Origin of the sequence: Nonomuraea fuscirosea, assembly GCF_003001935.1 — a bacterium.
In the GTDB taxonomy this organism is placed as follows: domain Bacteria; phylum Actinomycetota; class Actinomycetes; order Streptosporangiales; family Streptosporangiaceae; genus Nonomuraea; species Nonomuraea fuscirosea.
This window is the reverse complement of sequence record NZ_PVNG01000018.1, coordinates 268,602-281,044: the sequence shown is the minus strand read 5'-3', so window position 1 is coordinate 281,044 and position 12,443 is coordinate 268,602. Positions and strand designations below refer to the sequence as shown.

Genomic DNA, 12,443 nt, shown 5'->3' with positions numbered 1-12,443 from the left:
TCATGACCGCGATGGTTGCCTATGTCCCGAGACACACTCTGTTGAAGTTTCCTATGTCTTGCGACATGGGTTTCCTATGTCCTGAACCAGCACACCGCCACCCCGACAGTATCGCCGCAGGTAGAGGGCCGCTTCCGAAAATCGGAAGCGGCCTCATCTGTCTGCTGAGTGACTACCCGGCTCTTCTGAGGCCTGACCGCCCCAGGCTTGCGCTTGAGCCACGGGCCTCGGCGGGTGATCAAAAGGTGGCTTTGAGGTACCAGAAGTCGACCTGGGCGAGTGCTTCGACGGACGTTCCCGGGGCGATGGTGCCGTACCCGCTTTCATGGACCCACTTTCCGACCAGGCGGGGAATGTAGCGGCTGGACAGGTTGGTCGTTTCGAAGATGAGGCGGCATGGCTTTTCCGCCCGCCAGAGCGTTTGGGCGAAGGTGGCCATGACCACCTCGGCGTGCGTCGCTGAGGCTTTTGTGCTGCTTGCGAGGCGTAGAAATAGATCAGGTTTTCGTTGGCGGCGGCGGTCTGTTCTTCGAGGCTTGCGCGGAATGCCGGGGAGAGCCAGTCGCAGGCGGCCAGGCTGGACATGAACAGGCCGATGCAGACCGGCCGGCCCTGCTCGAATGTCACCAAGGTTTGGGTGTCGCGGTGGAAGAGGGCCGCGTTGAAGGTGGACTGTGATTCCTCCATGGAGAGGGGATGATGCTTGCCCAGCCAGTCGAAGCGCTCGCCGTAAAGCGCCCACAGTTGGTCCGTCAGGTGGGGATCGGCGCGTAATGAGGTGGCGTTGAGGATTGTGGCGTTCGCTTCTGCCGGGGCGCGGGGAGTCGGGTTTCTGTGGAGGATGGCCGAGTAGGCGGTCAGGGAGGCGGCGCTGCCTCGGGCGCGTGGATCCGGGAAATCGCAGGTGACGGCTCCAGGGAAGTGTTCCGTCAGTTCCTTCTTCAGGTGATCAGTGTCGTGATGGTCGTTCTCCACGAGCACGGCGTACTGGGTGGGTAGCGTCCCTTTCCGTTGTCCCCGGAGATATGCGGGTGGCAGCGACAGGAGAAACACGTCCTCCTGTGCGGTCAGCTCGCGCGTACGCCGGGCGTCATATCCGGTCGCGTACTCGATCGGGCAAAGAGCCGGCACCATCTGGTCGTCCACCGGGACGAGGACCGTCCGGGTGTCCTGAATGGCCGCGGCATACTGCGCTTCGGCCAGCAGGCCCAGTCTGCGAAAGCCGGTGTTCTCCCGGTCACAAAGGCTGCGATAGAACGGGAAGTCGGTCATGCGACCACCCTGCCACGGGACGTGGTGAATCGGCCGTGGTCGACCGCACCGCGCCGTATCGTGCGGCAATCGGTGTCCAGGGGGCGCGAATGTGGCGTTCAGTTATCTCGCCAACGGCGATGCGGCCGAAAGGCTTGCCGCCCGCGTTCGCGCTATTCGCCGATCTTCTTGGCGTACAGCGTGATGAGCGTGTCCGTGCTCACCCTCCGGCCGGCAGCGGGTGACTGCTTGGTCACGACCCAGTTGCGGTCGAACACCTGCAGCCGGTTCTGTCCGGTGGCGTCCTTGTCGTTGAGGACGTAGAAGCCCGCCGCCTGCAGCGTGTCCTGACCCTCCTGGAGGTTCATGCCGACCACGTCAGGCAGCTTCTTCTTCGCTGCCACATCATCGCTTGCGGTGTCTTCCTGGTTGGGCGTGTCGGTTTCGACGTCGTCGGTCCTTGGGGACGGTTGCACGGTCGCGGTGACGGTCTCGACGGGTGCGGCCGGCAAAGTGCGGCTACCGCACGCGGTCAAGCAGGTGGTCATGAGGACAAGGGGAGCCAGGCGCTTGAGCAACGTGTACTCCTGTGGCTGGGAGCGGGAGGTGACGAAGATGAGACGTCTCGATCTGTGATCGGGTTGTCACGGATTGCTGTCCTGTCGGGGCTCGCGAAATCTCCTCGCCGGGGCTTCGCGGCGGATCAGCTTCGTGCCGCGGACATCCAGGATGTGCGCGCCGAACTCGACGCAGTGACCAGCGGCTGAGTGCTCAGTACGCCGCCAGCACCGCGTGAACGCTCGCCAGCAGCGTGTCGTCCTGATCGGCCGGCACCGCGCGCAGGTCGAGCAGGCACAGGCCGTTCTCCACGCGGGCGAGCACCGGCGGCCGGCCCCGGCGCAGCGCGGCGGCCGCCCGCTCGTCCAGCGCGACGGCGGCGCTCGGCAGCGACACCCCGGGCGCGCCGCCACCGCCGACCACGCTCTGACTGTCCACGGGCTTGGCGTCGATCCCCTTGTCCCGCAGCCGGTCGGCCAGGTGTTCCGCGCGGGACCGCAGCGTGGCCTGGCCGGCGTGCAGGCTCTCCCAGGTCGGCGTCGGCGGCCCGGCGACCGTGGCCTCCAGCGCCGCCAGCGTGACCTTGTCCACCCGCAGCGCGCGGGCGAGAGGATGGCGGCGCAGCCGGTCCACGACGTCGGCGCGGCCGAACAGCAGCCCGCACTGGGGGCCGCCGAGGAGCTTGTCGCCACTGGTGGTGACGAGGTCGGCGCCCTCGTTCAGCCAGCTCGTCACGTCGGGCTCGCGGGGCAGCAGCGGCTCGGGAGCCAGCAGCCCGGAGCCGGCGTCGGCGACGAGCGGGATGCCGCGCTCGCGGCACAGCTCCGCCAGCCGCGCCACCGGGACGTCGGCCGTGAAGCCCTCGATCCGGTAGTTGGACGGGTGCACCTTCAGCACCATGCCCGTCCCCGGACCGATCGCGCCGGCGTAGTCCGCGATGGCGGTGCGGTTGGTCATGCCGACCTCGCGCAGCCGCGCCCCCGTGGAGACGAGCAGGTCAGGCAGGCGGAACCCGTCGCCGATCTCGATCAGCTCGCCCCTGCTGATCACGATCTCGGCGCCGGCCGCCAGCGTGGTCGCCGCCAGCACGAGCGCGGCCGCGTTGTTGTTCACCACGTGCACCGCCTCCGCCGCGGGGACGGCGGCGGCCAGCGCGGCCAGCGCGGTGCGCCCCCGCCTGCCCCGGCCGCCCGTGGCCAGGTCGAGCTCGACGTCGGTAACCCCGGCGGCCAGCTCCACCGCCTGGCGGGCGGCCTCCGACAGCGGAGCGCGGCCCAGGTTGGTGTGCAGCAGCACGCCGGTGGCGTTGATCACCGGCAGCAGGCCGGCCGCGGAGCCGGGCAGCGCCTCCAGCACCGCCGTCAGGACCTCTCCTGGCGCGAGCTCTCCGTCCCTGGCGCGCTGCTGCGTCGCGACGATCGCGGCCCTGACCCGGGCGCGGCCGAGCCGCCGCACCGCCTCGACCAGCGCTGGCTCGGCGAGCAGCGCATCCGTGCGCGGGATGAGTCGACGATGATCTGCCACGCTAAGGACGTCCTATCACGGGTCTCGTACGGGGCTGGTCACGCATCATACGATCACCCGGGCCGCGTCGATCAAGGCGGCCGCGGCCGTCTCGACGCAGGTCTCGGTGCTCCAGCGGCCCAGCGACAACCGCACCGCGCTCAGCGCCCTCCCGGTGTCCAGGCCCATGGCCGACAGCACGGGCGACGGGGTGTGCGCGCCGCTGTGGCAGGCCGAGCCGGTGGAGGCGGCCACGGCGGGCGCGGCGCCGAGCAGGTCGGATCCGGGCACGCCGTCGATGCCGAGGTTCAGCGTGTTCGGCAGGCGGTCGCCGGCGGGGCCGTTGAGGTGGACGCGGCCGGGCAGCGCCTCGGTCAGGCGGCGGTGCAGGTCGTCGCGCAGGCGGGTGAGGCGTGCGGGGGCGCCGGTGGCGAGGTCGTGGACGGCCAGGCCGGCGGCGGCGCCGAGCGCTACGGCCAGGGCGACGTTCTCGGTGCCGGCGCGCAGGCCGCGCTCCTGCCCGCCGCCGTAGACGACCGGCTCCAGCGGCACGCCGTCGCGTACGTACAGCGCACCGATGCCCTTGGGCGCGTACATCTTGTGCCCGGCCACGGTCAGCAGATCCACGCCCAGGGCCCGGACGTCGATCGGGATCTTCCCGGCGGCCTGGGCGGCGTCGCAGTGGAACAGCGCGCCGCGGGCGTGAGCGCGGGCGGCGAGGTCGGCGATGGGCTGCAGGGCGCCGGTCTCGTTGTTGGCGGCCATCACCGACACCAGCACCGTCTCGTCGGTGAGCGCGGCCTCCAGCGTGCCCGCGTCGAGGAGTCCGTCGCCGTTCACCGGCAGCGTCGTCACACGCGCGCCGTGCAGGCGTGCGAGCGCGCGGCAGGTCTCCAGCACGGCCGGATGCTCGGTGGCCTGGGTGACCACGTGCGGGCGCGGCCGGCCGGCGGCCAGCACCGCGCCGCGCAGGGCGAGCAGGTTCGCCTCGGAGCCCGAGGCGGTGAACACCAGCTCGGACGGACGGGCCCCGATCAGCCCGGCGACCTGGACGCGTGCTGCCGCCAGGGCCTGACGCGGCCGCTCGGCGTAGCGGTGAGCGCTGGAGGGGTTGCCGAACCAGGTGGTCAGGTACGGCGTCATCGCCTCGGCGACGCGCGGATCGACGGGGGTGGTGGCGTTGTAGTCGAGATAGACGGGCCCGTCGGAGAGCCCGGTGGGGTCGTTACGGGGGTCAACCACGAAAAATCCAACCAAGAGGCCTATGCCACCTTAAAGTGCGATCATGAAAAGGCTTACACAGTACGCCCAAGGCGGCGGCTGCGCCTGCAAGATCCCCGCGGGAGACCTGGAACGGCTCCTGGGCAGCGCGGAGATGCCCCGTCCACGAGACCCCGCGGCCGTACTCGTCGTCGGCCTGGAGACCGGCGACGACGCCGCCGTGGTCCGCACGCAGGACGGGGCCGTGATCATCAGTACGGCCGACTTCTTCACCCCGGTGGTCGACGACCCCTACGACTGGGGCCGCATCGCCGCGGCCAACGCCCTGTCCGACGTCTACGCCATGGGCGGGCGCCCGGTGGTCGCGCTCAACCTGCTGTGCTGGCCCCCTGACCTGCTGCCGTACGAGCTGGCCTCCGAGGTGTTGCGCGGCGGCGCCGAGGTGGCCGCGCGGGCCGGCTGTCATCTGGCCGGCGGGCACAGCGTCACCGACGCCGAGCCCAAGTACGGCCTGGCCGTCACCGGCACCGCCGACCCCGACCGGCTGCTCCGCAACGACACCGGCCGCCCCGGCCTGCCGCTGTCGCTGACCAAGCCACTCGGCCTGGGTGTGCTCAACAACCGGCACAAGAGCACCGGCGAGGTGTTCCCGCACGCCGTGGAGACCATGACCAGGCTCAACGCGGACGCCTCCCGCGCGGCCCTGGCCGCCGGCATCGGCTGCGCCACCGACGTCACCGGCTTCGGCCTGCTGGGTCACCTGCACAAACTCGCCCGCGCCTCCGGGGTCACCGCGGTGATCAACGCCTCGGCCGTGCCCGTGCTGGACGGCGCGGCGCAGGCCCTGCGGGAGGGGTTCGTGCCCGGAGGTTCCCGGCGCAACCTCGACTGGGTGGCCCCTCATCTCGACCACGGCGACGTCCCGGAGGAGACCCTGCTGCTCCTGGCCGACGCGCAGACCTCTGGCGGGCTGCTGGTCGCGGGGGAGATCCCCGGCGCTCCCGTGATCGGTGAACTGATCGAGAACACCGGACACACCATCATCGTCCGGTCCTGACCTGCGCCTCCAACCGGACCGGCCGAAGGACGTGCTTTACGCCCGATTCACCGGTCTATGATCTCTGCCGGAGGCGTTTGGGCGTCTGGTGACCCTCCTGGTCTTCAAAACCAGTGGCGCCGAGCATCTCGGCGCGGCGGGTTCGATTCCCGTCCGCCTCCGCTGATCTGCGCATCGGGAGATGGATCGCGAGTGGATCGACGCAGTTCTGTACGACGGGCCTGCCCCGCCGAAGGGCGCGCATGCACGTGATCGCGACCGCGGGCCATGTGGACCACGGCAAGTCGACGCTGGTACGAGCGCTGACCGGGATGGAGCCCGACCGCTGGGCCGAGGAACGCCGCCGCGGCATGACCATCGACCTCGGGTTCGCCTGGACCACGCTCGGATCCGGCGAGCGGATCGCGTTCGTCGACGTCCCGGGACATGAGCGGTTCGTCACCAACATGCTGGCCGGGGTGGGGCCCTGCCCCGCGGCGATGTTCGTCGTGGCCGCCGACCAAGGCTGGCAGGCCCAGTCGGCCGAGCACCTGGCGGCGCTGGAGGCTTTGGGCGTACGGCACGGCCTCGCGGTCGTCACCCGGGCCGACCTCGCCGATCCGGAACCCGCCCTGGCACAGGTGCACGGCCACCTCGGCAAGACCGGCCTGGCGGGGATCGACAGCGTCGTCGTGAGCGGCAGGACCGGGAAGGGGCTCGACGAGCTGGAGAGCGCCCTGGCCCGGCTCGCCACCACGCTCCCCGAGCCGGACACCGAGGAGGCCGTCCGGTTGTGGATCGACCGGGTGTTCACCATCACCGGGGCGGGGACCGTCGTCACCGGCACCCTGACCGGGGGCACGCTCAGCATCGGCGACGAGCTGGAGGCGAACGGGAACCGGGTCAGGATCCGGGGGCTGCAGACACTCGGCGAGAAGGCGGAGCGGGTCACCGCCACCGCCCGCGTCGCCGTCAACCTGCGGGGAGCCGACCGCGCCGACCTGTCACGCGGCACGGCTCTGGTGACACCGCGGGCGTGGTTGCCGGCCCGGGTCGTCGACGTCCGGCTGAACCCGGCCGGGAACCTGCGCGGGGAGACGGCGATCCTGCACCTGGGATCGGCCGCCGTACCCGCCAGGATCCGCATGCTGGGAGCCGGCACCGCCAGGCTCACCCTCGACCGTCACCTGCCCCTGCGGACGGGAGATCGGGGCCTGCTCCGCGACCCCGGCAGGCGGGAGATCGTCGCCGGGCTCCTCGTGCTGGACGTCCGCCCCGCCGCGCTGCGGCGCAGGGGCGCCGCAGCGGCCAGAGCGGCGGCGCTCGACGAGGTGACCGTGCCCGACGCGGCGGCGCTGCTGCGCTGGCACGGCCTGCTGACGGGCGGCGAGCTCAGGACGATGGGCTGCCCTCCCGCCGGGACGCCGGTGGCCGGCGACTGGTACGCCGACCCGGGGCACTGGGCCTCGCTGACCCGCCGGCTCGCCGACCACGTCGCGCGACGGCCCCCGCACGACCCGGGGATCACCGTGGACGCCGCGGCCCAGCTGCTGGATCTGCCCGACCGGCGACTCGCCGAAGCACTCGTCGCACCGCCGCTGGTGGTCGAGGGCGGGCGCATCCTGCCCGCCGCCAGGTCGCTGCCGCCCGCGATCGCCAAGGCGGTCGCGCGGCTGACCGCGGACCTCGCCGAGCACCCCTTCAACGCCCCCACCGCCGAACGCCTGGCCGAGCTCGGCCTCACGGGCAAGGCACTGGCGGCCGCGCTGCACGCGGGCGCGGTGCTGTCGATCGGGAAGAACGTCGTGCTCCTGCCCGACGCGCTGGACCAGGCCGCGAACACGCTCGCGGAGCTCCCCTCACCCTTCACCGTCAGCGACGCGCGGGTGGCCCTGGCCACCAGCCGCCGCGTCGCCCTTCCCCTCCTGGAGTGCCTCGATGCCCGCGGAATCACTCAGCGCGTCGACAACGACCGGCGAGCCTTACGCCCGCGCGGCTGAGATCGACGGGCTGCTGGCGCGGGCCCGCGCGGGATACCGGCGCCTGCGGCCCGCCGAGGCGTGGTCCGCCGTGGGCCGTGGCGCGAAACTCGTCGACACCCGGCCGGAGCACCAGCGCAGGGCCGCGGGAGAGATCCCCGGAGCGGTCGTGATCGAGCGCAACCACCTGGAATGGCGGCTCGACCCCACCTGCGCGGCCCGCATCCCCGAGGCGAGCTCCCCCCACACCCAGTGGATCGTCATCTGCGCGGAGGGATACTCCTCCTCGCTGGCCGCGGCGGCGCTGCGCGAGCTCGGGCTGCACAACGCCACCGACGTCATCGGCGGGTTCGACGCCTGGACGGAGGCCGGCCTGCCGACGGTCCGCCCCGCCCGGCCGACGCCGCCGCGCGGGCCGGGCGAGTGAGGGCCGCTTTGCGCTTTCAGCTCCTCGGCCCGATGCGGATCCAGTCCGGCGTCACGCCGCTGCGCATCGCGGCGCCCAAGCAGCGCACGCTCCTCGCCATGCTGCTCGCGCACGCGGGGCGGCCGGTGCCGGTCTCCTCGCTGGTGGCCGAGGTGTGGGACGAGCGGCCTCCGTCCTCGGCGGTGGCGAATCTGCGTACGTACCTCATGCGGCTGCGCCACCTGCTCTCCCCCGACGGCCACCCGGACGAGGAGCGGCTGGTCACCGCCGACGGCGGCTATCTGCTGCGGGTGGAGCCCGCCGAGTTCGACCTCGCCCGGTTCGAGGCGGCGTCCGTACGCGCTCGCCGGTTCTGTGAGCGGGGGAAGCTGGAGGCGGCGCACGACGAGTTCGCCACGGCCCTGGCGCTGTGGCGGGGGACGCCGATCGAGGACGTGCCGCTGGGGCCGGCCCTGCGTGAGGTCGCCGCCCACCTGACCGAGCGATACCTGAACACGGTCGAGGAGTTCACGGAGGTGCAGTTCGCACTCGGCAGGCACGCGGCGGCGGCCGAGCGGCTGCGCGCGCTGACGGTGCGCCACCCGCTGCGGGAGGGGTTGCGCGGGCGGCTCATGGTCGCGCTGTACCGGTGCGGCGACGTGGCCGGGGCACTCGACGCCTTCCGTACCGCCCGCCAGGCGCTGGCCGACGAGCTCGACGTGGAACCCGGCCCTGAGCTGCGCCAATTGCACCAGGCGATCCTGCGCAGAGAACCGGACGTGGCGCCGCCGGGCGCCTCCGTCCTCGGCCGCCGCCCCCGGCCCCAGCCCCGGCAACTGCCCAGGGAACCGGCGGTGTTCACCGGCCGCTCGGCCGAGCTTTCCCTGGCCGGCCAGGTCCTGGGCCGCGACGACCCTCCGCTCAGTACGACCGGCCCCGCCACGCCGCCGCCCTGGGACGCCGGGGGAGGCTCGCGCGTGCTGGCGCTGCACGGGCCGGCCGGGGCCGGGAAGTCGGCGCTGGCGTTACGGGCCGCGCACCTGGCCGCCGGGCACTACTCCGACGGCCACCTCTACTCCGACCTGCAGGGTTGCGCCCCCGAGCTGGCCCCGCTGCGGCCCGAGGAGGTGCTCGGCCGGTTCCTGCGGGCGCTGGGCGTGCCGCCCGGCGACGTGCCGGCCGGCCAGGCCGAGGCGGCGGCGGTCTACCAGTCGATGCTGGCCGACCGGCGGGTGCTGGTGTTCCTCGACAACGCCGCCGACGCCGCGCAGGTGGCGCCCCTGCTGCCGGCCGGTGGTGGGTGCGCGGCGGTGGTGACGAGTCGTCCCATGCTGAGCACCCTGGACGCCGCGCACGTCTCCGTCGGCATGCTCGGCCCGGCGGAGTCCGTACGCATGCTGGCCCTGCTCACGGGCGAGGCCCGGGTGGCCGCCGAGCCGGCCGCCGCGGCCGACATCGCGCTCCTGTGCGGTCACCAGCCGCTGGCGCTGCGCATCGCCGCCGCCCGCCTGGCCGGCCGCCCCGACTGGTCGCTGGCCCGCTTCGCCGAACGGCTGCGTGACCGCGGGCGCAGGCTCGACGAGCTGCAGACGGCCGGGCTGAGCGTGCGCTCCTCCTTCGAGGCGAGCCTGGCCGCGTTGCGCGAGTGCCCGGGCCAGGACGTCGCGCTGCGCGCCTTCCGCCTGTTCGGCGCGGCCGACCTGCCGGAGATCGGCCTGGCGCGTGCCGCCGAGCTGCTCGGCGTCGCCGCGGAGGAGGCGGAGGCCGCCCTCGACGAGCTGATGAAGGCTCGCCTGCTGGAGCTGATCGACGCGGACCGGTTCCGCATGCACGAACTGCTGCGCATCTTCGCCGGCGAACTCGCCGCCCGCTGAAGCGGCCGGGTCGCGGGAAGCCGCCCGTGTAGTGCGGTTGTATCTCTTTTGTAGATCCTTTTGTAGGCCCTCTCCTTACCGTTGCGACCGACTCGCTACGGCGGAAGGAGAGGCGCTTTCCTCATGACGGCGAACCTGCGCGTCCTCGGCGACCGGGTGCTCGAACGCTCGTCGTACGGCTCGGTGATCTCGCGGCTCCTTCCTCCGCTCCCTCCCACGCCCGGAAGTGAGATCGCCCGATGCCCTACCTGATCGCCGCTGTCGTCCTGGTCGGCGCTCTGTGCCTGTTCGACCTGCTGCTGACGTTCGCCGTGCTGCGCCGGCTGCGCGAGCACACCGCGGAGCTGGCGCGCCTGGCCGGTGAGCCGCGGACGCTGCCCTACGACCCGTCGTTCCTGATCGGCCGCACGCTGCCGGGGACGGCCGCGGACACCGAGGCCCGCCCGCGGCTGGTGGCGTTCTTCGACGCCGGCTGCGACAGCTGCCACGAGCACGCGCCGGTGTTCGCGGCCGCGGCCAGGCCGGGCACGTCCCTGGCGTTCGTCACCGGCGCGGACCCGCTGCTGCGCGGCCTGGTGGACGCGATCGGCGACGCGGCCCCGGTGGTCTCGGGCGCGGACGCGGACGCCGTGGTCGCCGAGCTCGGCATCCAGGCGTTCCCCCTGTTCCTGCGGCTCGACGCGGACGGACGGATCATCCAGGCGGAGCTCGCCCTGGAACGCCTGGCCGAGACGGCCGCGACGGCATGAGCGCGGCGACCGCCGGCGGCCTGCCGGGCCGGCCGTGGCGGCACATCGCCACGGTGGCGCTGCTGGCCTGGCGGGCGGCGCCGGGGCCGGCGGCGTGCCAGCTGGCGGTCACGCTGGTCACCGGCCTGCTGCCGGCCGGGACCGTGTGGGGGACGAAGCTCCTCGTCGACGCGCTCACCGTCGCGGACGCGGGCGGGGCTTTCCGCGCGGCCGGCCTGCTCGCCCTGCTCGGGCTGGCGGCGGGGATCGTGCCGCATGTCACGGCGTACCTGCGGGCGGAGCTCGACCGGCGGCTGGACCGGCGGCTGCAGGACCAGCTCTACGCCTCCGTCACCGGTTTCCAGGGTCTGTCTCGTTTCGAGAGCCCGGCGTTCCACGACCGGCTGCGGATGGCGACGGAGGCGACCGGCGGCGCTCTCACCCCGTTGACCTCCGGCCTGTTCGACGCGGTACGCAACGTGCTCGCGCTGGTCAGCCTGCTGATCAGCCTGCTGGTGCTGAGCCCGGCCATGGCGGGGCTCGTGACGGCGGCGGCCGTGCCCGCCCTGATCGCGCGGACGGCCATGGTCAAGCGGCGCGTCGGGACGCTGGCGGGCCTGTCGGCCACGGCGCGGCGGCAGATCCTGTACTCCTCGCTGATCACCGACGTGAAGGCGGCCAAAGAGGTCCGGATGTTCGGGCTCGGCGGCTTCCTCAAGTCCAGGGTGCTCGGCGCGCTCGCGGCGGCCCAGGAGGGTGAGCGGCGGCTCGACCGGCGTGAGGCGCTCACCCAGTCGCTGCTCGCCCTGCTGTCCACCGCGGTCTCCGGCGCGGGCCTGCTGTGGGCGGTGTTCGCCGCGCTGGACGGGGGGCTGAGCCTGGGTGACGTGACGGCGTTCGCCGCCGCCGTGGCCGGGACGCAGGCCGCGCTCGTCGGGCTGGTCGAGACCGTGGCCGGCGCGCATCACGCGCTGCTGCTGTTCGGGTACCACGCCGACGTCACGTCGCTGCCCGACGACCTGCCCTCGCCGTCCCGCCGATCCGCCGGGCTGCCCGCGCTGCGGCGCGGCATCGAACTGCGCGACGTGTGGTTCCGCTACGACGACGGCCATCCGTGGGTGCTGCGCGGCGTCACCCTGACCATCCCGTACGGCGCCACGGTGGCGCTGGTGGGCCTCAACGGCGCCGGCAAGAGCACCCTGATCAAGCTGCTGTGCCGCTTCTACGACCCCTCTCGCGGCTCGATCCGCTGGGACGGCGTGGACCTGCGCGACGTGCCGCCCGCCGAGCTGCGCCGCAGGATGGGCGTGCTGTTCCAGGACTACATGTGCTACGACCTCACCGCCGCCGAGAACATCGCCATGGGCGAGATCGAGGCACTGCACGACCGGCCCCGCATCGAGGACGCGGCCCGGCTGGCGGGCGTGCACGACGTCGTACGAGCGCTGCCGCGCGGCTACGAGACGATGCTGAGCCGCATCTTCTTCCACGAGGAGGAGGAGACGGACGAGGCCGGGGTGGTGCTGTCCGGCGGGCAGTGGCAGCGGCTGGCGCTGGCCCGCGTCCTGCTCCGCGAGGGCCGTGACCTGCTCGTCCTCGACGAGCCGAGCGCCGGCCTGGACGCCCGCGCCGAGCACGAGATCCACACCCGCCTGGCCCGGCTCCGCGCGGGACGCACGAGCCTGCTCGTGTCCCACCGGCTCGGCGCGGTACGGGCGGCGGACCTGATCGTCGTCCTGCGCGACGGGGAGATCGCCGAGCGGGGCACGCACGACGAGCTGATGACCGCCGGCGGCGGCTACGCCGAGCTGTTCGAACTGCAGGCCAGGGACTACCTCGCCGGCACCGAGGCACACGAGGGGTCGCGATGACCGCGGCCGGGCGGGT

Annotated in this window: 10 protein-coding genes and 1 tRNA gene; 7 read left to right on the top strand and 4 right to left on the bottom strand. The window is 72.9% G+C overall.

The genetic code is table 11. The annotated features are described in order from the left end of the window. Positions 1-153: 153 nt before the first annotated feature. From B0I32_RS56800 to B0I32_RS36990, 4 genes are all read right to left on the bottom strand, one after another. Positions 154-1,272 (bottom strand): hypothetical protein, encoded by a 1,119-nt coding sequence (locus B0I32_RS56800; protein WP_146178459.1) that lies wholly within the window; start codon positions 1,270-1,272, stop codon positions 154-156. Positions 1,273-1,424: 152 nt separating this feature from the next. After that, complete coding sequence (locus B0I32_RS37000; RefSeq protein ID WP_219912190.1) at positions 1,425-1,829, bottom strand: PASTA domain-containing protein; 405 nt, start codon at positions 1,827-1,829, stop codon at positions 1,425-1,427. A gap of 193 nt (positions 1,830-2,022) precedes the next feature. Continuing rightward, entirely contained in the window at positions 2,023-3,333 is a 1,311-nt protein-coding gene (gene selA, locus B0I32_RS36995; RefSeq protein WP_106247678.1) for an L-seryl-tRNA(Sec) selenium transferase, read from the bottom strand. Between the two features lie 45 nt (positions 3,334-3,378). Further along, positions 3,379-4,554: a cysteine desulfurase family protein gene (locus tag B0I32_RS36990; RefSeq protein WP_106247676.1), complete on the bottom strand. Its 1,176-nt coding sequence runs from the start codon at positions 4,552-4,554 to the stop codon at positions 3,379-3,381. A gap of 43 nt (positions 4,555-4,597) precedes the next feature. Here B0I32_RS36990 and selD point away from each other — a divergent pair, with 43 nt between their 5' ends. The 7 genes from selD to B0I32_RS36955 all read left to right on the top strand — a co-directional run bounded on the left by selD (position 4,598) and on the right by B0I32_RS36955 (position 12,427). Further along, positions 4,598-5,590 (top strand): selenide, water dikinase SelD, encoded by a 993-nt coding sequence (selD, locus tag B0I32_RS36985; RefSeq protein WP_106247674.1) that lies wholly within the window; start codon positions 4,598-4,600, stop codon positions 5,588-5,590. Between the two features lie 69 nt (positions 5,591-5,659). Beyond that, positions 5,660-5,753: transfer RNA gene (locus B0I32_RS36980), tRNA-Sec, on the top strand. Positions 5,754-5,832: 79 nt separating this feature from the next. Next, on the top strand, positions 5,833-7,569 hold the full coding sequence (gene selB, locus B0I32_RS36975; RefSeq protein WP_106247673.1) for a selenocysteine-specific translation elongation factor: 1,737 nt from the start codon (positions 5,833-5,835) through the stop codon (positions 7,567-7,569). Beyond that, complete coding sequence (locus tag B0I32_RS36970; RefSeq protein WP_106247671.1) at positions 7,508-7,975, top strand: rhodanese-like domain-containing protein; 468 nt, start codon at positions 7,508-7,510, stop codon at positions 7,973-7,975. Before selB ends, B0I32_RS36970 begins: the two co-directional genes overlap by 62 nt. A gap of 8 nt (positions 7,976-7,983) precedes the next feature. Next, on the top strand, positions 7,984-9,828 hold the full coding sequence (locus B0I32_RS36965) for an AfsR/SARP family transcriptional regulator (protein ID WP_146178458.1): 1,845 nt from the start codon (positions 7,984-7,986) through the stop codon (positions 9,826-9,828). A 239-nt stretch (positions 9,829-10,067) separates the two neighbouring features. Next, complete coding sequence (locus B0I32_RS36960) at positions 10,068-10,577, top strand: thioredoxin domain-containing protein (protein ID WP_106247668.1); 510 nt, start codon at positions 10,068-10,070, stop codon at positions 10,575-10,577. Beyond that, complete coding sequence (locus tag B0I32_RS36955) at positions 10,574-12,427, top strand: ABC transporter ATP-binding protein (RefSeq protein ID WP_106247666.1); 1,854 nt, start codon at positions 10,574-10,576, stop codon at positions 12,425-12,427. Before B0I32_RS36960 ends, B0I32_RS36955 begins: the two co-directional genes overlap by 4 nt. The last annotated feature ends 16 nt before the right edge of the window (positions 12,428-12,443 follow it).